The 21,353-nt window shown below is 39.3% G+C and carries 18 protein-coding genes and 1 riboswitch; of the genes, 11 read left to right on the top strand and 7 right to left on the bottom strand.

The genetic code is table 11. The features are described from left to right. The first annotated feature begins 117 nt into the window (after positions 1 to 117). Entirely contained in the window at positions 118 to 1,479 is a 1,362-nt protein-coding gene (locus H3V01_RS09915; RefSeq protein WP_198186699.1) for an MFS transporter, read from the top strand. Between the two features lie 238 nt (positions 1,480 to 1,717). After that, positions 1,718 to 2,107, top strand: a complete 390-nt coding sequence (locus H3V01_RS09910) for an aminotransferase class I/II-fold pyridoxal phosphate-dependent enzyme (protein WP_370570132.1) — start codon at positions 1,718 to 1,720, stop codon at positions 2,105 to 2,107. An 80-nt stretch (positions 2,108 to 2,187) separates the two neighbouring features. On the opposite strand, the gene H3V01_RS09905 is transcribed toward H3V01_RS09910, so the two are convergent. From H3V01_RS09905 to H3V01_RS09895, 3 genes are read right to left on the bottom strand one after another with little or no spacing between them, the layout of a single operon-like run. Then, positions 2,188 to 2,826, bottom strand: a complete 639-nt coding sequence (locus H3V01_RS09905) for a LysE family transporter (RefSeq protein WP_198186697.1) — start codon at positions 2,824 to 2,826, stop codon at positions 2,188 to 2,190. A gap of 23 nt (positions 2,827 to 2,849) precedes the next feature. Beyond that, the gene (locus H3V01_RS09900) at positions 2,850 to 3,752 is read right to left on the bottom strand and encodes a tyrosine-type recombinase/integrase (RefSeq protein WP_198186696.1); all 903 of its coding nucleotides are present in this window, start codon (positions 3,750 to 3,752) and stop codon (positions 2,850 to 2,852) included. Further along, positions 3,753 to 4,184 (bottom strand): acyl-CoA thioesterase, encoded by a 432-nt coding sequence (locus H3V01_RS09895; RefSeq protein WP_037476084.1) that lies wholly within the window; start codon positions 4,182 to 4,184, stop codon positions 3,753 to 3,755. 177 nt (positions 4,185 to 4,361) lie between these two features. Between H3V01_RS09895 and H3V01_RS09890 the strand changes: the two genes are divergently transcribed. Next, positions 4,362 to 4,814 (top strand): universal stress protein, encoded by a 453-nt coding sequence (locus H3V01_RS09890; protein ID WP_025329829.1) that lies wholly within the window; start codon positions 4,362 to 4,364, stop codon positions 4,812 to 4,814. A gap of 101 nt (positions 4,815 to 4,915) precedes the next feature. Here H3V01_RS09890 and H3V01_RS09885 read toward each other — a convergent pair whose 3' ends face one another. Next, positions 4,916 to 5,545, bottom strand: coding sequence for a TetR family transcriptional regulator (locus tag H3V01_RS09885; protein WP_025329830.1), 630 nt, complete (start codon positions 5,543 to 5,545; stop codon positions 4,916 to 4,918). A gap of 311 nt (positions 5,546 to 5,856) precedes the next feature. Between H3V01_RS09885 and H3V01_RS09880 the strand changes: the two genes are divergently transcribed. The 6 genes from H3V01_RS09880 to H3V01_RS09855 all read left to right on the top strand — a co-directional run bounded on the left by H3V01_RS09880 (position 5,857) and on the right by H3V01_RS09855 (position 12,832). Beyond that, entirely contained in the window at positions 5,857 to 7,092 is a 1,236-nt protein-coding gene (locus H3V01_RS09880) for an efflux RND transporter periplasmic adaptor subunit (RefSeq protein WP_198186695.1), read from the top strand. A 12-nt stretch (positions 7,093 to 7,104) separates the two neighbouring features. Beyond that, positions 7,105 to 10,317 carry an efflux RND transporter permease subunit gene (locus H3V01_RS09875; protein WP_198186694.1) on the top strand — a complete coding sequence of 1,071 codons (3,213 nt, stop codon included), beginning with the start codon at positions 7,105 to 7,107 and terminating at the stop codon, positions 10,315 to 10,317. After that, the gene (locus H3V01_RS09870; protein WP_096766069.1) at positions 10,314 to 11,813 is read left to right on the top strand and encodes an efflux transporter outer membrane subunit; all 1,500 of its coding nucleotides are present in this window, start codon (positions 10,314 to 10,316) and stop codon (positions 11,811 to 11,813) included. The genes H3V01_RS09875 and H3V01_RS09870 overlap by 4 nt, the downstream gene beginning before the upstream one ends. A gap of 255 nt (positions 11,814 to 12,068) precedes the next feature. Then, a complete protein-coding gene (gene rpmB, locus H3V01_RS09865; protein WP_002216391.1) occupies positions 12,069 to 12,302 on the top strand; it encodes a 50S ribosomal protein L28 in 234 nt (77 codons plus the stop codon). Between the two features lie 26 nt (positions 12,303 to 12,328). Further along, the gene (rpmG, locus tag H3V01_RS09860) at positions 12,329 to 12,484 is read left to right on the top strand and encodes a 50S ribosomal protein L33 (RefSeq protein ID WP_025329834.1); all 156 of its coding nucleotides are present in this window, start codon (positions 12,329 to 12,331) and stop codon (positions 12,482 to 12,484) included. A 120-nt stretch (positions 12,485 to 12,604) separates the two neighbouring features. After that, the gene (locus H3V01_RS09855) at positions 12,605 to 12,832 is read left to right on the top strand and encodes a SlyX family protein (protein ID WP_037393173.1); all 228 of its coding nucleotides are present in this window, start codon (positions 12,605 to 12,607) and stop codon (positions 12,830 to 12,832) included. 255 nt (positions 12,833 to 13,087) lie between these two features. Here the strand turns inward: H3V01_RS09855 and tenA are convergent, their stop codons facing one another. After that, a complete protein-coding gene (gene tenA / locus H3V01_RS09850; protein WP_198186693.1) occupies positions 13,088 to 13,750 on the bottom strand; it encodes a thiaminase II in 663 nt (220 codons plus the stop codon). A 57-nt stretch (positions 13,751 to 13,807) separates the two neighbouring features. Beyond that, positions 13,808 to 13,897: riboswitch (TPP riboswitch) on the bottom strand. A 341-nt stretch (positions 13,898 to 14,238) separates the two neighbouring features. Between tenA and H3V01_RS09845 the strand changes: the two genes are divergently transcribed. Together H3V01_RS09845 and H3V01_RS09840 are read left to right on the top strand one after the other, a co-directional pair. Beyond that, positions 14,239 to 15,297 (top strand): ATP-binding protein, encoded by a 1,059-nt coding sequence (locus tag H3V01_RS09845; RefSeq protein ID WP_198186692.1) that lies wholly within the window; start codon positions 14,239 to 14,241, stop codon positions 15,295 to 15,297. Then, a complete protein-coding gene (locus tag H3V01_RS09840) occupies positions 15,297 to 17,522 on the top strand; it encodes a S8 family peptidase (protein WP_198186691.1) in 2,226 nt (741 codons plus the stop codon). Before H3V01_RS09845 ends, H3V01_RS09840 begins: the two co-directional genes overlap by 1 nt. Before the next feature lie 1,155 nt (positions 17,523 to 18,677). Here the strand turns inward: H3V01_RS09840 and H3V01_RS09835 are convergent. Beyond that, positions 18,678 to 20,405: a M48 family metalloprotease gene (locus tag H3V01_RS09835; RefSeq protein WP_198186690.1), complete on the bottom strand. Its 1,728-nt coding sequence runs from the start codon at positions 20,403 to 20,405 to the stop codon at positions 18,678 to 18,680. Between the two features lie 498 nt (positions 20,406 to 20,903). Then, positions 20,904 to 21,209 (bottom strand): hypothetical protein, encoded by a 306-nt coding sequence (locus H3V01_RS09830; RefSeq protein ID WP_198186689.1) that lies wholly within the window; start codon positions 21,207 to 21,209, stop codon positions 20,904 to 20,906. Positions 21,210 to 21,353: the final 144 nt, after the last annotated feature.

The raw sequence follows: 21,353 nt of genomic DNA, 5'->3' as shown, positions 1-21,353 counted from the left end.
TCAATATGAAAAATGGATATTTCATTATTGCAAATTTGATGATTGGTTGAGGGTGAAATCACTTTCTTCTGCAGGCAATTAGCTAATGGTTTAATCAAATTAAGACGGGGACTATAAATGACTAAAGTAGTAGATAGTTCTAAACCAATATATTCTATTTATATTACATGTTGTTTAGGATTATTCTTATCAACACTAGATACTGGTATTATAAACTTAGCACTGAATACGTTTTCCATCGACTTTGGTGTTTCTTTGGAATATATCGGATTATCTGTTACTTTATATTTATTATTTTTAATTATTTTTCTTGTTCCTGGCGGTTGGCTTGGTGACTTTTGGGGGCAAAAAATAGCGTTAATAGCAGGTTTCGTGCTTTTTGGTCTAACCTCATTGATAGCTGGTTTTTCTGGGTCTGCAAATCAGCTTATTATAGCAAGATGTGGGCAAGGAATTGGTGCGGCGCTATTGCAGGCAAATTGCTTGGGGCTGGCTGGTTTACAATCAAGTAAACAGAAAATAAAGTTAAATTCTTTCATAATGTTGGCGATAAGTTTAGGACCAATTTTAGGGCCTTCTTTCGGGGGTGTTATTTTAAAATTATGGGGATGGCAATTTTTGTTTCTAATTAATGTTCCATTGTGTATTGTGGGATGTTTTTTTAGTTTGAAAATAACTAAAGCAGTAAACACATTTAAAAGAGAGACTTTTGATTTAAAAGGAATGATACTTTTTTTTATGATGTTAGTGGCTTGTGTTTCTCTTATTTATTCTAATAGTTTAAATCTGTTATTGATTGAAAAAAATTTTATTGGTATTTCTACTTTAATCATTTTTTTTATTTTTTTGAGGATAGAGTCAAAATGCTCCAATCCTTTTTTTTCTGTCAAATTATTATTAATCTCGTCAATTAGATACGTTTCAATTGGCAGTTTGGTATTTGGGTTGACAGCGGGCATCATTTTTTCAGCGTCACCTCTCATGTTTATCAGAGAAGCTGGTTATCCAATCAATTATATAGGATTAATCTGTACTGCCGCACCCATTGGCGTTATTTTAAGTGTGTTTGGCAGAAAAGTAATAAATTCAAGTTGTAATAAAATTATACTAATTTATGCTTTACCGCTTATGCTATTTGCTTTTGCCTTGCTTTTCTTTGTGAGTTTTAATATTTCAATTTTTAATTATGTTATAGCTGCTTTGTGCTATGGTTTAGGTGGCGGACTGTTTCAAGGTTCATTAATTCAGATGGCGATGGATCAAAAAAAAGATAAACAATCAACGATTGGAGGCTTATTAAGGCTTTTTCAAAATGGAGGAATTATTATTGGGTCAGCATGTTCTTTAATGTTATTAGAAGCAAAGATTTCGCCTTTAGAGAATATTTCTACCTATCAAAAATTATGGGGTATTACTTTTAGTGTACTCTCTATTATGTTTGTTTATTCATATGTCTCTTTATTTAGAATAAAAAAATAAATACAGTCTCATTTTTACTTATGTGGCTAACAAATCAAATAAATTCTTATTGAAGATAAATCATTATATGGAAAAGTACTCGAAGGAGTCGATCAATTACGTTCAATTGAGCAGGATAAATGATTATATAAGAATGCGTTGGCAGAGGTGAGCACTGGTAATAATGCCTTTGTGTATTATCCCGCCCGCAGATATTGTTAAATCACCCGTTATTACGTGAACGAACTTTGGTTATCGGTTGTTTGCTAAGTTGTTACATGCAACTGGCTGGAAAATAGGCTATTGTGTAGCAGCTGCTGTATTGATGACAGAGTTTCGCAAGATTCATCAGTTTGATGTATTTGGTATCCATACGCCTGTACTGTATGCTATTGCTGTTTATCTGGCAGATGCTTTACATTATGAAAAGTTAGGCTACTTTTTTCAGCAAAAATGCGATTTTATGCTGGCTGGTTTGCGTTATTCACGTTTTGAGGTTTATGTGCCTCAGGGAATATATTTTAGGGTACTCAATTACGGAGATGTCAGCACTGCGCCAGAAAATGAATTTGTGCGGAAATTGGTGATTACACATCGGGTAACTATGGTACTGCTGGCGGCATTTTATCATGATGGATTAAGCCAGTAGAATTATTGTGCGCTGAGTAAAATAAATTATGGTAGTAAAAAATTAGGACAGATGATTTATCTGTCCTTTTTATTTATTAGTTAATGATAAAGCAGGCTGGTGATAATCTGAATATATAACCAGCAGCCAAAGCAGATGAATGCACAGCCGCCAATGCGGTCGATGGCCAGACTCCAATGCAAATAATTGCGTTTAATTATGGGTAAGGAAAACAGCCATATCATTAAGCATAAGGTCAGTAAAACCTGTACCAGTAAAATAAGCATAATCTCATATTTTAATGTGGGTTTATGTACATTAGCCATAGCCATGGACATAACGCTGCCCAGATAAAAAATGATTTTCGGATTGGACAAATTGGTAATCAGACCTTTCCAGAAAAAATATTTTTCCTGTATTGGTGCAGTAATGGAATTATTCTGGGGTATAACTGTACGCAGCATCTGGTAGCCGCAATAGATTAAGTATGAACCGCCAGCCAGCATCAGGATATTCTGTAACCAGGGCAGCTGCTGCAATAGGGCGCTATAACCTTCAATAGTCAGTAATAACCAGAAAGCCACGCCTGTAGTAATGCCAAGTGCTACGCAAAATGCAGCCCAGCGTGAGTAATTCAGTGCGGTTTTGCTGATAAGCAGCATATCTGGCCCCGGAGATAGCTGTCCCAGAAGATTAAGCAAAACGATACTGGCAATCATGGATTGTGTTTGATTAAGCATAAACAGATTCAGAGTTAAAACGGCTATTTGTTACGACGTTTGGCACGCGGATGAGTACTGTCATAAATTTGTGCCAGATGATTGAAATCCAGCTTAGTGTATTGCTGGGTAGTGCTGATGGATTTATGCCCAAGCAGTTCCTGTACGGCGCGGATATCATGAGCATTTTGTAAAACATGGCTGGCAAAACTATGCCGCAGCATATGCGGTGATAAATGGCGGTCGCTGCCATGAGTAATTGACCAGACATTTAAACGGTTTTGAATTTGACGCGCACTCAGACGTGTGCCGCGCTGACTGGTAAAAACGGCATTTTCTCCCGCAATGGCATAACGGCAGGTCAGGTAGCGCCGTAAAGCATCAATACTTTTCTGACCCAAAGGAACCTGACGCTGTTTATTCCCTTTACCACTAACATGAACCCAGTTTTCATTCAGCATTAGGTGATGCAAATCCAGTTGCACGAGTTCGCTTAAGCGTAAACCACTGCCATACAGTAATTCGAAAATAGCCTGATCGCGCAGTGATAGAGTATCTTCGGCTGTCGGCTGGTCAAATGTGTGATTTAGTTTTTCCGCCGGGACGGCTTTAGGCAGACGTGCCCCCGCTTTAGGAGCTTTAATGTTGTTAGTTGGGTTCGTTTCAATTTTTCCATGGCGTTGCAGGAAATTAAAATAGGCTCGCCACGTACTGAGTTTACGGGCCAGAGAGGCAGGCTTATCACCCATCCCGCTAAGTTTTTTCAATGCACCGACCAGATGCAGCCGTGTAATGCTTTCAGCAGTAAGATTATCGGGCAGAATCCGGCTGAGCTGAATCAGGTCACGAGCGTAGGCGGTGCAGGTTAAAGCAGACAGGCCACGCTGCTGTAAGTGCTGAAAAAATTCATTCCAGAGTATCCAGTTGGGGGATGAAGTAGTCTGCATTTAATTACTCTGTGCAAGGAGATGACGAAAAGCCTCTGGTGTGCGACTGATACGCTGGCGTTCATAATTAAAAAAAGCCATACCGGTTTTTACCATGGCAATAGCAGCACCGTCACTGACACGGGTTATACGGTACAAAATACTGAAACCGGTGTTGCTCAGATCAGATATACCCAAATCAAAGTTTAATTCATCACCATAAAAGCTTTGTCCCTGAAATTGCAGAGCAGCATCAAGCATAATCAAACCGGTACCCCCAATATCCATTTCACTAAAGCCGAACGAGGCCAGCAGGCGCAGCCGTGCTTCATGGCACAGACGTAATACAGCATCATTGGCCAGATGATTACCATAATTAATGTCACCGATATATACCTTGATTGTGGTATGAAACAGCCAGTGTTCGGGTGGTTCGATATGAATACGGCTCATGGGTTTTCCTTACTGAATTCAGGCTAGATGGTAGCAGTTTTTGAGGTATTCTGTAGCCGGCTGGTGTTTGTATCAGGCAAATTTGTGCTAAGCTTTGCCAGTATTTCTCAGGTTGTATTGTTGTTTTTCAGTTTATTAACAAACGCAGTTATGGTTTATCGGGCAGGGAGAATAACGATGTATCACAAAATTATGGTACCGGTAGATGAAAGTGCAGCTGCTATGCGAGCCTTGCAGGAAGCAATAATGCTGGCTAAATTATGTAATGCGGTTCTACGGGTAGTCAATGTAGTGGATCTGGCGCAGTTTAGCTGGGGTGGTGTAGGTGCACTGCCCTCTGAAGAAGTACGCAAAGCAGTTAATGCCGCAGGTAAAAAAGGTTTAGAGCAGGCAGAAAAACTACTTGAAGAGTCCGGTATGCAGTATGAAATTGAAGTGCTGGAAAGTGCCGGTGATAAAGTGGCTGATATGCTGATTCAGGAAGCGACGGAACATAATGTTGATTTGCTGGTGATGGGTACTCACGGCTTCAGTGGTTTTATGCATATATTAATGGGCTCTGTGGCTGAAGGTGTTTTACGCCAGTCTGATATTCCAGTGATGTTATTACGTGTACGTGATGATGACTGATTAACAATTTGTTATTTCTATTGAAATCAGGCAGGCAATGAGCTCAATTATTGCCTGCTATTTATTTATGTAAAGTATCAATTCTAATCAGGATGGATGATTTACTGGCGAAGATTCGGATTATGGTGCAGTGATTCGAGGGCAATATTAATAAAATTAGGGGCAATACTGGTAATATCTATATTATCCGGGTCAGTCAGCCATAAATTGGTTAATCCCATAAACAGGGCCTGAAAATACAGGGCGGCCTGCTGGATATTGATATTTGCGGGCAAAATATGCTGCTGACAGCACATATGAAATACAGCACACAGGTTTTGCCACCATAAATTTTGGTATTTTTGCAACAAAGCTACAATCGCATGGTTGTCAGCGGTGTGCTCACAATTCAAATGCAGGATATGACAGAATTTACGATAATTATTATCACTAGCCATACGCTGAAACATGTGTTTCAGCGCCTGCATCAGATTATTCAATGCGTCAGGAGAACTGGTGTCAATGTCATGCTGCAATTGACTGCTCAGTTTACTGAAAACCTGTTGGAATAACGCATCGAATAAGTCTTCCTTATTTTTAAAATGCCAGTATAAAGCACCGCGAGTCACGCCGGCTGCGCTGGCAATTTCTTGCAGTGAAGCACGGCTGACACCGCGCCGGTAAAAGATATCCAGTGCAGCAGCCATGAGAGCCTCTTTGGTTTGCAGGGCTTCTTCTTTGGTCTTGCGCATAATAAATTTCCGTTTATCTGTAAATTAAATTAGGCAAATCTGTATTTAATTCAGATTAGCACAAGATTTTTTGATTAAAATAACTTAAGTATTAAATTATTGCATCTGGTATACATACATTGTTGCATGTATAATGCGCAGCGTAAAGCTATTCTTATTTAATCGTCTGTTGTCGCATTGCTGACTGCCTGATATTTAGATTTCGGCAGCCCTAAGTGTTGGCACCAGCGCTATTTGTGTCATATTTTTAGCACAACAGAGTAAAAAGTTATTTAATTTTTTAAAGTATATATGCACATATTGAGGTGAATATGGGAACGAATCGAAAAGCAGATAAATGGCGCATCAGTGCGATAGTACTGGCAAGTGCGCTGGCATTAGCTGCATGTGGTAAGAAAGACAATGCACCAGCACCACAGGCACCAATGGTCAGTGTACTGACTGTACATCCGGAAACGGTGACTGTAGATACCGAGCTGACTGGTCGTCTGAAGCCGATTCGCGAGTCACAAGTACGTGCCCGTGTAGCTGGTATTTTGCTGAAACGTCTGTTTACGGAAGGTACTTATGTTAAAGAAGGTCAACCACTGTTTCAGATCGACAATGCGCCTTATGTAGCTTCTTTGCAATCAGCTCGTGCCAGTCTGGCAACCGCACAGGCTAATGCGGCGAAGGCTGATGCCGATATTGTCCGTTATCGTCCGCTGGTTGCAGCTAACGCAATCAGTAAACAGGAATTTGATCAGGCAATCGCACAACAGCGTCTGGCGCATGCACAGATTGACAGTGCACAGGCCGCAATCAAAAGCGCACAGATTAATGTTGGCTATGCCTATGTGCGTGCTCCGATTTCAGGCCGTATTGGTAAGGCCCTGGTAACTGAAGGCGCTTTAGTCGGCCAGAATGATGTTACTCAGTTAGCGCTGATTCAGCAAACACACACTTTATATGTTGACCTGACCCAGACTGCCGCACAGGCAATGAAGATCCGTCAGGATATTGCTGCCGGCAAGATGAAAACCATCAATGGTGCCGTCGAAGTGGCCATCAAGCTTGATGACGGTAGTGAATATCCGCAAAAAGGTCGTTTACTGTTTACAGATATGACTGTAGATGAAGGTACCGGTGAAGTTAAAGTACGTGCCGAAATTCCTAATGATGATGATATGTTGCTGCCCGGACAGTTTGTACGTGTAGAGATTCCGCAGGCTGAAATTCAGAATGCCATCGTCTTGCCGCAGCAGGCAGTAACCCGTGGTGCCAGTGGTGATACGGTTACGGTGGTTAATGCTGATGGCAGTCTGGCTGTGCGCAATGTAACCGTAGTACAGCAAAAGGGCACAAACTGGGTAATCAGCGGAGGTTTGCGTACTGGTGATAAAGTAGCAATAGATGGTCTGGCACTGGTGCAATTAACCGGTGCGAAGAAAGTACAGACTCAGCCATGGAAACCTGCACCTGCCGGTGGTACACCTGCACCTCAGGCTAAGGCCGCATCTGCATCTGCACCTCAAGCTTCTGCGGCATCTGCCTCTCAGGCTCAGTAAGGAATCTGTAATATGTCACGATTTTTTATTAACCGACCGATTTTTGCATGGGTGGTGGCGCTGTTCATCATCATTGCCGGTATAGTGTGTATTACCAAGCTGCCTGTTGCCCAGTATCCGACAGTAGCTCCACCCTCCATCAGCCTGACTATTTCCTATCCGGGTGCTGATGCCCAGACCATTGAAGATACTGTATTGTCACGTATCGAACGTGAAATGAACGGTCTGGAAAACCTGGAATACATGGAAGCAAAATCGTTATCCAACGGTACGGGTACATTAACCCTGACCTTCTACCCGGGTACCGATGATGATATTGCACAGATGAATGTGCAGAATGCGCTTTCACGAGCAGAACCGCGTTTGCCGGCTATGGTAAAACAGACTGGTGTACAGATTGCTAAATCACGGAGTAACTTCCTGATGGTAACCATGTATACCAGTGATAGTCCTAATCTGACCCCGGCAGATATGGCAGACTATGTGGTACGTAACATTCAGCCGGAATTACAGCGTATTGACGGTGTAGGTAATGTAATGGTGTTCAGTTCTGAACGCGCCATTCGTGTCTGGCTGGATTCAGACAAGCTGCGCAGTGTTAATCTGACACCGGCAGCAGTTAATGCCGCAGTAGCTGCACAGAACCAGCAGATTTCTGCAGGTAGTCTGGGTGCTTTGCCTTCACCTGATAATATTCAGACTACAGCGACTATCATTGTCCCAGGTCAGCTGAAAACAGTTGAACAGTTTGAAAATATTATTGTTAAAGCCAATACCGATGGTTCACTGGTACGTCTGAAAGATGTTGCCCGTGTAGAGCTGGGTAAACAGGATTACTCTACTGGTGCCCGTCTGAATGGTAAAGACGTAGTGGGTGCAGGTATTCAGCTGACGACTAAAGGTAATGCACTGGCTACAGCCAATGCAGTTAAGGCCAAGCTGGCCGATTTGCAAAAATATTTCCCTGCCGGTATGAGCTGGTCTGCACCATATGACAGCTCTACCTTCGTTAGTATTTCCATTGAAAAAGTGGTACATACTCTGGTAGAAGCAATTGTACTGGTATTCCTTGTTATGCTGGTATTCCTGCAAAACATTCGCTATACCCTGATTCCGACGATTGTGGTACCGATTGCTTTGCTGGGTGCTTTTACCATCATGTACTTTGCCGGTCTGTCGATTAACGTACTGACCATGTTTGCCATGGTACTGGTAATCGGTATTGTGGTCGATGATGCCATTGTGGTGGTGGAAAACGTAGAACGTATCATGGCCGATGAACATTTGCCGCCAAAGCCTGCTACAGAAAAGGCTATGGGGCAGATTTCCGGCGCTGTAGTTGGTATTACAGTGGTACTGATTACCGTATTTATCCCGATGGCGTTCTTCTCCGGTTCTACTGGTAATATTTACCGTCAGTTCTCTATCGTGATGTCGGTAGCCATTTTCTTCTCTGCTTTTCTGGCATTGTCGCTGACACCAGCCTTGTGTGCTACTTTGCTTAAACCGGTTAACGAACATGAAGCAGAGAAAAAGGGTTTTTATGGCTGGTTTAACCGCAAATTTACCAGCGGTGCCAAAAAATACGAATCCAAAGTGGCTTATGTACTGCATCGCAGCGTACGTATGTTCATTATCTATGCTGCTATCACAGCCTGTGCGTTGTTAGTAATGGTACGTCTGCCGACTTCATTCCTGCCTGAGGAAGATCAGGGTTATTCCATTGCTTTGATTCAGTTGCCACCGGGTGCGACTCAGCATCGTACCCTGGATACTTTCAAGAAGATGGAAGAATTCACTCTTCATCAGCCTGAAGTGAAAAACATGGTATCCGTACTGGGCTTCAGTATGACCGGTCAGGGGCAGAACGTTGGTCTGAGCTTCCTTGTACTGAAAGACTGGTCAGAACGTAGCGGTGCAGAACACAGTGCCAATTCACTGGCTAACCGCATTACCGGTGCTATGATGGGTTCAGTACGTGATGGTTATATCTTTGCTCTGGTACCGCCATCCATTCCTGAACTGGGTACCAGTACCGGCTTTAGCTTCCGGCTGCAAGACCGTGGCGGTAAAGGTCATGAGGCATTACTGGCCGCGCGTAATCAGCTGCTGGGTATGGCGCGTGAAAGTAAAGTGCTGACACAGGTACGTCCGGACGGCATGGAAGATGAACCGCAATTGCAGATTGATATCGACCGCGATGCTGCTAATGCACAAGGTGTGTCATTCGGTGATATTTCAACTGTATTAAGTACTGCTCTGGGTTCCAACTACGTTAACGACTTCCCGAATAAAGGACGTATGCAGCGCGTAATTGTACAGGCAGATGTGGCTTCCCGTATGACACCTGAAGACCTGAGCAAGCTTACTGTTAATAACGCACAGGGACAGCCTGTACCATTATCCGGCATCATGAAGACACGCTGGATTACCGGTCCGGCACAAACTGTCCGCTACAATGGTTATACCGCTATGTCGATTACTGGTAATGCCGCTCCGGGATACAGTACTGGTGATGCCATGAATGAAATGGAAAGAATCGCCAGCAAGCTGCCGGATGGTTTTGGCTATGAGTGGACAGGTCTGTCTAAAGAGGAAAAAGATGCGGGTAACCAGTCTACCATCCTCTATATGTTCTCACTGCTGGCTGTATTCCTGTGTCTGGCCGCACTATACGAAAGCTGGACAATTCCATTATCCGTAATGCTGGTAGTACCGCTGGGTCTGCTTGGTGTCGTGCTGGGTACATGGATGCGCGGTATGGAGAACGACGTTTATTTTCAGGTGGGGTTAATTACCGTAATTGGTCTGAGTGCTAAAAACGCCATTCTGATTGTGGAGTTTGCCAAGGAGTTGCAAGAGCAGGGTAAAAGTCCGCTTGAAGCTGCACTGGCTGCCGCTCACCTGCGTTTCCGTCCGATTCTGATGACATCCATTGCGTTCATTATGGGTGTAGTGCCTCTGTACTTTGCCAGTGGTGCCTCTTCTGCGAGTCAGCGAGCCATTGGTACCAGCGTATTGTGGGGAATGTTAGTGGGTACCTGTCTGGCTCTGTTCTTTGTACCTGTATTCTATTCAACTGTACGCAGTCTGTTCAGCAGGAAAAAGAACGACAAAAATGGCGGTACTCCTGACAATGACAAAAATCTGCCGATGACAGTAAACAGTGATGGCAGTGTCAGTGTGCAGTCTGCCAATCAGACAGACAAAGAGGATAAAGCATGAAACACATAGTGAAACCTACTCTGCTGGCTGTATTAGTTGCCGGAGTAGTGTCTGCCTGTTCGATGGCACCCCGCTATCATCAGCCGAAAGTAGAGCTGGCAGAAACCTTTCCAGGTGCAGCAGCCAATGACCGGTATGCCGGTTCAGTGGCTGCCGCCAATCTTGGCTGGCAGGACTACTTTGCTGATGAGCGTTTGAAACAGATTATCAATCTGGCTTTAATTAATAACCGTGATTTACGTGTGGCCGCATTAAACGTGGAAGCGGTTCGGGCTCAGTATGCTATTCAGCGTGCAGACCGCCTGCCTGCATTAGGTGCGACAGGTAATGGCGGACGTTCGCGTGTTGCGCAGGACTTAAGTGCTATGCGCGATGCTGCGGGCCAGCAAACCAGCTATATTGCAGAATCATATAATGTCGGTTTAGGTGTGACCGCATTTGAGCTGGATTTATTCGGACGGGTTAAAAGCCTGTCTGATGCGGCTCTGAATCAGTATTTCCAGCAAAAGCAGGTGCGCGATTCTACCCAGATCAGCCTGATTGCCAGCGTGGCCAAAGCCTACTTTGCTGAGCGTATTGCTCAGGCACAAATGGACTTATCCAGCCGTGTATTAAAATCACGTGAAGAAAGCAAGCGTCTGACTGATCTGCAATTCAGATCCGGTGTGATTTCACAGGTACAGGTAGATGTAGCAGAAGCACAAATCGAAACAGCCCGTGCCGATTATGCTGCGGCTAAACAGGCGCGTGAACAGGCTCACAATGCCTTAACTTTGCTGGTGGGTAAACCATTGCCGGACGATTTACCGGCAGCAGCACCACTGAGCCGCCAGTTCGTGAATGTGGAGCTGCCGGCCGGCTTGCCGTCGACCATCTTGTATCAGCGGCCGGATGTACGTGCAGCTGAGTTTGCGCTTAAATCTGCTAATGCCAACATCGGTGCGGCACGGGCAGCATTTTTCCCGCGCATCAGCCTGACCGGCAGTATTGGCTCTGGCAGCAACGATATTGGTCATCTCTTCAATGGTCCGAACCGTACATGGAGCTTTACGCCACAGATTACCCTGCCGATTTTCACATGGGGGCAAAACAAAGGTAATCTGGATCTGGCAACAGCGCGTAAAAACATTGCTGTAGCCCAGTATGAGCAAACTGTACAGGCTGCTTTCCGTGATGTGGCCGATGCACTGGTGGCACGTGATTCCCTTAAAAAGCAGTATGAGGCTAAATCACGTGGTGAACAGGCACAAACTAATCGCTACAAGCTCACGCAGTTACGGTATAAACACGGTATAGCCAGCTCACTGGAACAGCTGGACGCAGAACGTGACAGTTATGCAGCACAGCAGGCATTACTCAATACACAGCAGACTCTGCTGGAAAACCGTGCCGATCTTTATAAAGCACTGGGTGGCGGCCTGAATCAGCAAACGGTCACCCCTGCAGAAAACACTAGCGTTACCACGACAACTACTACCACAACCACGGTGCGGTAATTGTCTGAAATCCGGATGGCAGTATTACTCTGCCATCCGTCTGACGACATAAGCAGCTTACTGAAAATGCAGTACAGGCAGTAACCTGAACCGGTAATCAGCCTGTATCAGATCTGTACTTACTACAGTTTGCCTGATTCAACAGCAACATTTTCAGCTGTTCATGTCATACAAAATGATTTAACCCTTGAATAGATTCCGCTTTTCATGGTATAAATCGCGTTTTACAAAATTATTAGAAGTTTGGAGTTAACCATGGCACGTGTATGTAAAGTGACCGGTAAGCGCCCGATGAGTGGCAACAACGTGTCACACGCCAACAATAAAACCAAACGCCGTTTCTTGCCTAATCTGCAATCACGTCGTTTCTGGGTTGAAAGTGAAAACCGTTGGGTACGCCTGCGCGTTTCTAACGCCGCCTTGCGTACAATCGACAAGGTAGGTATCGATGTAGTATTGGCCGACCTGCGCGCTCGCGGTGAAGCTTAATCATATTGTGATTTAAGGATAGAGCAATGCGCGACAAAATTAAACTGGAATCTTCTGCTGGTACTGGTCATTTCTACACCACTACCAAAAATAAACGCACCATGTCTGGTAAATTTGAAATCAAAAAATTTGATCCGGTAGTGCGTAAACATGTACTGTACAAAGAAACCAAACTGAAATAATTATTTCTTACTGGTTTGAAAAACCTGAGCAGTTTATTGCTCAGGTTTTTTTATTACAAATAATCAAAACCAGATTATTTTTGCCGGTAAAGATTAAATAATCAAACAATGGACAACAACATGCCTGAAATCCTGGAAGCATTACAACACCGAATCGAAGAGCTGGAAATTGAAAGTGCACTACAGGCGGAAACTATTCAGAGCCTGAGTGATACCATAGCACGAATTCAGCAAACTCTGGATTTACAGCAGGCACAACTGCGTCTGCTTTACCAGCGCCTGCCAGACAAGATAGAAAATGGTAACGAACCATTTAATCCGGCTAATGAAATTCCGCCCCATTATTGATTAATTTGTCCGAAATATTACAAAGCAGAAAATTTCAATTTCAGATGTACTGCGTTTTAATTAATTGGAAATCTGATTAATATAAATGTTGAAGCAGAGTTTTTAAATAAACAATTTTTTATAGAGAATAATCAATAATACAAATGGTAGTGTTGTTTAATATTTAAATTCACTTTAGTATAATAATATTTAATATGAATATTATTAAGCTTTCCCATAAGTTATCCTGGTGGGAAAATTATGCATATAAAGTATTTAGTAACTCTTATCCAGCCCCATTTGCCAGAAATCAGCTTCTAATTGCGTCGCTTTAGTAAAAATTTTGCTCAGTTGCTGAAAGCGCTGTGAATCAATATCGGCTAAACGCTGATTAATCCAGTCAATTTCTTCCTGCATGGCAATCTGAAATTCATCATTTGCGTACATTTCTACCCAGCTTTGATAAGGGTTATTAATTGTTTGATACCATGGCTGATCTTTAAGCCAGCAGGCAATAATTCCATATCCGATTAAGCATGGTGCCAGTGCAACATGTAAATCCAGTAATTCCCCCTGTTGTCCGGCATCAAGTATATAGCGTGAATATGCAATATTTGCTTTGGCTTCGGGCAGAGTACTAAGTTCTTGTTCACTTATGCCCCATTCCTTACAATACTGTATATGTAATTCCAGCTCAGTATCCATAATAGCCTTGAGACCTGCTAATGCTTTGCGTATTTCAAATACATCATGGCTTTTATAAACCGCGAGTCCCCATGCACGCGCAAACTGAATTAAAAAAAGATAATCCTGTTTTAAATAATGCTGAAAACACGATTTATCTAATATTCCTTTACCCAGCTGGCGGATAAAATCATGCTGAATATAGCGGTTCCATTCATCCTGACAGGCTTCTGTGAGTGATTGAAATGATGGCATAAAAGCTCCTTTAATAAATAATATATTAAGGAGTAACAAAACAGACTTATTATTCGAAAAAAGCGTGTTTTATACTCCCTTCGGCGGTACTAACCGCATCAGGTTCTACGGGTGTAATCTCAGCCAGCGGCACCCCGGATAAATTAACCGGTAAAGGTTAAAAAATAATTATATACAATTATTTAAATAAATATTCAATTAAAAATTTTTTATAAACTGTATTTATATAATTTGTACTCTCATTCTCATTAAAGCTCGGATACTTAATCATGATGTGGATAAACCACAGATATAAAATTTGATTAAAAATATAATAGATAAGAATTTTAAAAAATATATAAATTTCAAATAGTTGATATTTATTTTGGTAAGTCGATAATCAATGATAATTCTATATTATGTGTAAATTTGTCCCAATTTATTAAATTGTGTCCCATTAAATGATATAATATATTGGATACTAGAAATGAAATTAAAGTTAATATCTGATGAAAAAAGGCAATATTTTAAACTTGATTAGATATCATGTTGAGCGAAATGAAAATGCTTTCAGAAATGAAGCAATAGAGGTTGCCCATCATTTTGACAGATTGGGCGATACTCAGTTGGCTGAATATATTATGGGACTAATTGCGGCGTCTAATCTTTATGTGCCGCAGGCAAGTAATTTTGAAAGCGTCTATCTAAAAAGCATCGATGTAAAAAATCTGGAATCCTTAAATCTGCCTGCTGAATTAAGCAGCGATATTATAGGGATAATTAATGCAGTAAAGCATAATATTGGTATTAACCGATTTCTGTTTGAGGGTAGTCCTGGAACAGGGAAAACTGAAGCTGCCAAGCAGGTGGCCAGATTGCTTGATCGTAGTTTGTTTTATGTGAGCTTTGATAATCTTGTCGACAGTAAGCTGGGGCAGACAGATAAAAATATTAATACAGTTTTCAGTGAAATAAACAATATACCTTATCCCGAAAAAACAGTTGTTCTGTTTGATGAAATAGACGTTATTGCTTTGGACCGGATAAATAATAACGATGTGCGCGAAATGGGGCGGGCAACTTCAACCATTTTAAGAGAGTTTGACCGCCTGGCAGATTTGAATAACGAGATTGTTATTATTGCCACCACCAATTTATATAAAAACATGGATAGGGCTCTGACAAGACGGTTTGATGCTGTAATTAACTTTAATCGTTATAACCAAGAAGATTTGGTTGAAATCGGAGTGTTGTGTTTTTCATCGTATGCCAAAAGTTTTAAAAATATCACTAAAGATATTCGTCTGGTAAGAAAAATATTAAAGACTGCAAATCAGTTACCTAATCCGGGAGAGCTTAAAAATATGATAAAAACATCTTTAGCCTTTAGTGATATAAGCAATAACTTTGATTACTTACGCAGATTATATAAAAATTTAATGAACGCACAGGAATTAGAGGATACGGTTTTACACAGTCAGGGTTTCACAGTCAGGGAAATAGAAAAACTTACTGGTAAAGCCAAAAGTACGGTAGCAAGAAAATTAAATAAAAGTGGGAATAGATAATGGCGAATAATGTATTAGAGTTAAAAGGAAAAGCATTCGTTCAGGCATCAAGGAATGGTGGCGGACATCAAATTAATATGAATGGAAATAAAACTGTTACTATACAGCATTTAAATTCATTAAAATTAAAACTAGAGCAAATTTTTGAATATTGGCAGAATGAAAGTAGGCCATTTACAGGTGTATTAATAAGTGTGTACTACAATAAAATTGCTGCAAAAACTAATCGTATAGCTGGCTTATTTAAAGCAGCAGATTCCAACTCTGCTGTTGTAGGAGCTAAGTTTAATGAGAAAAAAAATAAACACATAATTACTTATTATCTGGATACTGGAGATTTAACTAAAAGCATTTTATTATTACAAAATTCTATTCAAGTTTTAGAGAGTTGTTTAAATGGACAAGTCGACAAAAATAAATTTGACAATAAAACACTAATGGATAATATTCCTTATGAAGGATTTAATATATCAAAATCTAAATTTAAACAAGTAATAGCTGATGCCTCATATATTACTGACTTTAGTATAGAAAAAATATCAGAGCAGGAAGTAGAAAGTATTGTAACTTTATATGATACTAAAACTGATACAGTAAAGTTACTGGAGAAATATGGAATTAAGGTTTTATCCAGCCGAATTTTAGACAGATTGACTGTTTATTTGAATGATTTCCAAATAAAAACATTGTCTAAAAATGCTCCGTATCTGATTTCTATGGCTACATCAGATTTATCTTGCTTATCTCCTGAAGAGTTTAGTTGGCAAATTGAAAAAAAACAGATATTTTTGCCCTCGCCTATTGCAGAACCAACAATCGGAGTAATTGATACACTGTTTAACCAAAGTGTCTACTTTAACGATTGGGTTGAATATCATGAGATGGTAGATGTTAATATTTCCAAAGCATCAGATGATTATAAACATGGCACTGCGATTTCATCTATTATTGTTGATGGGCCAAGACTGAATCCATGGCTGGAGGATGGTTGTGGCCGTTTTAAAGTACGCCATTTTGGTGTAGCATTAGGTTCGAAATTTTCATCTTTTACAATTATTAAACAAATAAAAGAAATTATTGCAAATAATAAGGATATTAAGGTCTGGAATTTTTCATTAGGCAGTGATCAGGAAGTAAATGATAATTTTATTTCCGCTGAGGCTGCAGTATTAGATAAGATTCAATATGATAATGACGTAATTTTTGTTATCGCCGGAACAAATAAACCTAATGAAAAAGTTGAAAAAATAGGTTCTCCTGCTGATTCCATCAATAGTATGGTTGTAAATTCTGTAACTAAAAATAAGTTACCGCCAAAATACAGCAGAAAAGGAATTGTTTTATCATTTTTTGCTAAACCTGACGTTAGTTATTATGGTGGAAGTGAAGATGAATATATACATGTGTATGAACCTTCAGGAGAGGCTAAAGTAGCCGGAACATCTTTTGCAGCACCGTGGATAGCACGTAAATTATCTTATTTAATTGATATTTTAGGTTTGAATAGAGAAATCGCTAAGGCAATGATTATTGATGCGGCTAAGGGATGGAACCAGCCAAAAGCCGAAGAAATTGCTGAATTGGGACATGGTATTGTACCGATTCATATTAATGATATCGTTACTACTCATGATGATGAAATAAAATTTGTAGTAACAGATATCAGTGAGAAATGGAATACTTACAATTTCGAATTTCCTATTCCTCTAATTCATGATAAATATCCTTATCTAGCCAGAGCAACCATGTGCTATTTTCCGAAATGTAATAGAAATCAGGGTGTCGACTATACAAATACTGAATTAAATTTGCATTTTGGTCGAATTAATAATGAAGGTACTATTAAAAATATTAATGGTGATAAGCAGAATCAAGAAACAAATGAAAAAAATTATTTACATGAGGAGGATGCAAGAACACAATTCCGAAAATGGGATAATGTAAAATATATAGCTGAATCAATTACAAAAAAAAGGATTCCAAAAAATTCATATAAAAATAAAAACTGGGGTATGGAAATTAAAACATCTAATAGACTAGATCCTAAAGATGGAGAGGGAATTCGTTTTGGTGTGGTAGTTACCTTAAAAGAAATGAAAGGTCAAAATAGAATTGATGAATTTGTCAGGAATTGTCATTTAAATGGCTGGATTGTTAATCAACTTGATGTTAACGCTCGGGTAGATCTTCACCAGATTATGAATGAGGATATTCACTGGGATTAGCAGTTGCTATGTAGTCTCTATAATATTATAAGACCATAACCCTGTAATTTTATTTTGCTTCTGATTACATATACAGTTATCCGGATATGATTATGTAGATTGTTAAATTTTATTTTTGCACTATATGAATTGAATTTTCTCATCCTGAATGCAGGATTGAAATAAAGATATATTTTTTCATAAGCCGGACGCTGCTATAGGTTATACCTGAGTAATTTCAGCTGATGCAATAGGCGAATATGAGGTATCACATTACACATTGTACGATGTAATACTGAAATATAATTTAGGAATGGCTATTTTTGCTTTGTATCGTGCCTGCCTGCAATTAAACCTGAAAAATCTCGCTGATAAAAATCCTGTAGCGGAAAGTTTTTCTGTTGTTATGGTAGCGGGTGGATGGTAGAGACTGTATTTAATTATCAATGGTAAATGCTCTGGTTAGATTATTTCTTAAATCTCTGTTTTTATATATATTTATTACATAATTTAAAACCTTAAAATCAGAAAATGTAGTTAGCTAACTGCATGTTTTAGTTGTATAGCATGCAATTTATGGATTATTAGGTGAAATTTAATTGCAACAATGAGCGAAATTTTTATATTTAAATACTTATAAGAAAATTTACTTAGTAAGCAGTAAAATGTTTCAGATTACTATTGATTGTAATTTATATAGCTGATTATCTTTCTTAAATAACTGAAACTCTATTCGCATATGGACAACTGTTATATATTCTGATATTATAGCTCTACTAAAATTGAATAATTAATAAAAGATTTTATATCGGTTATATTACCTCCTTTTTTTTCTATTATTGCAAAAAATAAATTTTTTTCTTTTCCCTGTCCCGTTTTGTGCTAATAAATTTAGAATTCACCCATAGCCATTCTTATATATTGAATAATCAGTATGATAACAGTAATTACAGCTATTGTTACGGGAATCCACCAAAAAGAAATTTTATTTTCAGAATTAAAAAAAAGGAAATAAGACAGTACCAATACAATCAGGTTAAAAATTCCCAAAATGTTAAATATGATCCATTCAATAGGAAAATCAGCATGTCCATGTTTATTTTCATGAAACAGAAACATATAGCCGGCCATCTGAAGAAGCAGAATTATAGGAATAATAATGAATTTACTCATAATTTATTGATTATTTTTGTTTTGTACAAATAACTGCAGCTCTATTCGGGCATGAGCAACTCTTATGTAGTCTGATATTAAAGACTCACAATCCGGTAACTTTATTTTGCCTCTGATTTCATATGCAGTTATCTGGATATGATTATTTCGTTTGTTATATTTTATTTTTGCGTAACATGGTTTGAATTCTCCCGGTTTGAATGTTGGATTGAGATAAAGATTTAGCTTTTTGTACATTTTGCCAGTTATCTCAAAAGAGTTTATTTGTTCCCATGGAATGGCTTTATCAAAGCAGGGAAGAATTAATCCGCGTGGCCTCATGGTAAGTAGTGCTGAACCAATGCTTTTATACATTTTGTAGCATCTGAATAAGCAAAAAGCACTGATCATTGAGAGGATAATGACACCTATCAGCCACTCTGAATCATGTGCTTTATCAGTTGTAATACAAGCATATGTTATTAAGATAAACAGACCAGCCAGCAGGGATCGCAGAGACGATCTGATTATTCCGCCCTGTTTTAAGGTAATGGTTTCCTGATGTTGACTACTGATATGTTTCAGATAATTTAATTTAGTTTCTGCTGTTTCCTGTATATCATTTTGATAATCTGATTGCAGGATGTTTAGTTCTTTACTAAATAAATCTTTCAGAAGCGTGGTTGGACTAATGTTGATGAGCAAACCACTCAAACGGTTTAATTCGCCATATTTAATGTAAGACAGTCGTTGAGCTAAAGTCGGGTGCCGGGCATAAACAGAAGGTGATTTTTTTAGAAGTTTGCTAAGCGATGGTGTTTCTGAGTGTTCTACATAGTGTGTAACATAATCTAAAGGCAGAAAGTTTATATGTGTTTTATAGTAATAATTTTCCAATGCCTGATTAATTCGTGTTTGCAAAAGATGCATTTTACTTAAGGCTAAAGCAAATTGCTCTTTATGGGTAACTTTTAAAACATTTAAATCCGCCATAGCTTCTGTGGAACGATACCACCAATGAATTGCTTTGTTGAACGAACAATAAAAATATTTGGCTAGCAAATACGGAGGGTAGAATAAATAATTTTCGAATAAAGAATAGGATAAATAATTCTGGTATAAAAAATTAGCTGTTTCAGTTAACTTATCAATCTGACGATTAAAATTTGCAGATACATTTAAATCATTACTGGCAATATGACTTAATCTCTGCGCAATTATGCTGGATAATTCTGCTAAGGTTAAATAATTAATATAAGTACTGTCCAGATATAAAGTATTTCCTGTTAATACTATTCTGTCCGGATACAGACGAACTGCTTTATTACTTACCCTGAAGCCATTTCCTATGCAAAGTACAATATGGTTTGGCATAGCGTTTAACCCAAGCTTTTGTACAATTTCCCTAATTAATCTCCATAATTCCGGATTGGTTTCAGTCGTGATCAGCACACCGCTTACTCTGGCTGTTCCTGTATTATCCTGTTTGTTATATCTGTGTAAATAGAAAAAGCATAATCCTGCTACAACAAACAGAGGGATGATTGCCTTCTCCGGTCTTGTACCATCAGTAAGTATTATGAAAACGAATAAAAAAGACAGAATAAGACTGATGGGCAATATCAGCAAAATTGCCTGTATCATATGCGACGCACGAGTAAAATTAATGCGCAATTGTTTTAAAGATTTATCTGCTTTTCTACCCAAATGCTGAATCAGGAATAAAGCAACTACTCCGGAAAAAAGACACACGATACCGCTAACTATGCCGCCTGTAGCGAGTGGTCTGGCATATGTAAGTGCGAAATTATGCTTTTTAATTTCTTGCTTTATTTGTTGACGCTTGCAGTTATTCTCATAACTTTCAGGCTGCTGTAGTAACTCTTGCTGTTGTAATGAAAGCTGAAAGATTTCCTGATTGATGCTCTGGATTTGTGATGAGGAGGGGTAATAGTAAATGCTTAGCCGAATGCTAATAAGTGGTAATAAAATGATGAAAAAAAAAGATAGATTTTCTCTTTGAGCGAAAAGATATGAAGATTTGTACTTTTATGCAAGATAATCACCTGCTATATTACTTTCTTTCGTAATCTTACAGAAAAAAGCAATATGAATCAGTTAACAATAATTCAGGATCTGTAATTTACCAAACTAAATACATTTCTACCATTAAAATACATAAAAACAAATGATTTTATATACTTTAATGTCTCATTTTTATTAAATTTACTGACCAGGTCAGGTATTTGCCTATTTATTATCCGGTTTTTTTGTTCCGGTTTGCAGAATAGCTGCTAAACCACCATCGTCTGCCAGAAAATCAAATGCCTTTACGGTTGGTTCGGTTAGTGTCCAGAGAATTTCTTTATAATTAAATCCCTGATCGATTTTTAACCGGATTAATCCGTGTCCGTCCAGATAGATAAGATTGCCCAGTACATGATCAAGGCTATATTGTGTTACTAACTGGTCAAAAAATTCCTGCGATGAGGGATTCGGAAAACAATCGGTAAGTTCGGTAAGGATCTGATACTGAAGAGTACGGTCAAGTTGCATGGCTGTCTGTGATAATCAATATAAATAATGGAATAATTGTAATATAGCCTGATTAAGTTCTGGTAGCAGGCTGCTGTGTTTTGTAATCCGGATGTGTGATTTTAATTATGATGATGGTTTCAGGAAGTATTTTGTATTTGTCTG

Origin of the sequence: Snodgrassella sp. M0351 (assembly GCF_016100575.1) — a bacterium.
GTDB classification, from domain to species: Bacteria; Pseudomonadota; Gammaproteobacteria; order Burkholderiales; family Neisseriaceae; genus Snodgrassella; species Snodgrassella alvi.
Note: the sequence above shows the minus strand (reverse complement) of the source record. Positions and strands in the feature narration are given on the sequence as shown.

What these genes read in the sequence shown, in the direction of transcription:
- rpmG (WP_025329834.1), top strand. Translation starts at nt 12,329, where the DNA reads ATGCGCGACAAAATTAAACTGGAATCTTCTGCTGGTACTGGTCATTTC.
- H3V01_RS09895 (WP_037476084.1), bottom strand. Translation starts at nt 4,184, where the DNA reads ATGAGCCGTATTCATATCGAACCACCCGAACACTGGCTGTTTCATACC.
- H3V01_RS09890 (WP_025329829.1), top strand. Translation starts at nt 4,362, where the DNA reads ATGTATCACAAAATTATGGTACCGGTAGATGAAAGTGCAGCTGCTATG.
- H3V01_RS09855 (WP_037393173.1), top strand. Translation starts at nt 12,605, where the DNA reads ATGCCTGAAATCCTGGAAGCATTACAACACCGAATCGAAGAGCTGGAA.
- H3V01_RS09885 (WP_025329830.1), bottom strand. Translation starts at nt 5,545, where the DNA reads ATGCGCAAGACCAAAGAAGAAGCCCTGCAAACCAAAGAGGCTCTCATG.
- H3V01_RS09870 (WP_096766069.1), top strand. Translation starts at nt 10,314, where the DNA reads ATGAAACACATAGTGAAACCTACTCTGCTGGCTGTATTAGTTGCCGGA.
- H3V01_RS09840 (WP_198186691.1), top strand. Translation starts at nt 15,297, where the DNA reads ATGGCGAATAATGTATTAGAGTTAAAAGGAAAAGCATTCGTTCAGGCA.
- H3V01_RS09875 (WP_198186694.1), top strand. Translation starts at nt 7,105, where the DNA reads ATGTCACGATTTTTTATTAACCGACCGATTTTTGCATGGGTGGTGGCG.
- rpmB (WP_002216391.1), top strand. Translation starts at nt 12,069, where the DNA reads ATGGCACGTGTATGTAAAGTGACCGGTAAGCGCCCGATGAGTGGCAAC.
- H3V01_RS09845 (WP_198186692.1), top strand. Translation starts at nt 14,239, where the DNA reads ATGAAAAAAGGCAATATTTTAAACTTGATTAGATATCATGTTGAGCGA.
- H3V01_RS09830 (WP_198186689.1), bottom strand. Translation starts at nt 21,209, where the DNA reads ATGCAACTTGACCGTACTCTTCAGTATCAGATCCTTACCGAACTTACC.
- H3V01_RS09915 (WP_198186699.1), top strand. Translation starts at nt 118, where the DNA reads ATGACTAAAGTAGTAGATAGTTCTAAACCAATATATTCTATTTATATT.
- H3V01_RS09900 (WP_198186696.1), bottom strand. Translation starts at nt 3,752, where the DNA reads ATGCAGACTACTTCATCCCCCAACTGGATACTCTGGAATGAATTTTTT.
- H3V01_RS09880 (WP_198186695.1), top strand. Translation starts at nt 5,857, where the DNA reads ATGGGAACGAATCGAAAAGCAGATAAATGGCGCATCAGTGCGATAGTA.
- H3V01_RS09905 (WP_198186697.1), bottom strand. Translation starts at nt 2,826, where the DNA reads ATGCTTAATCAAACACAATCCATGATTGCCAGTATCGTTTTGCTTAAT.
- tenA (WP_198186693.1), bottom strand. Translation starts at nt 13,750, where the DNA reads ATGCCATCATTTCAATCACTCACAGAAGCCTGTCAGGATGAATGGAAC.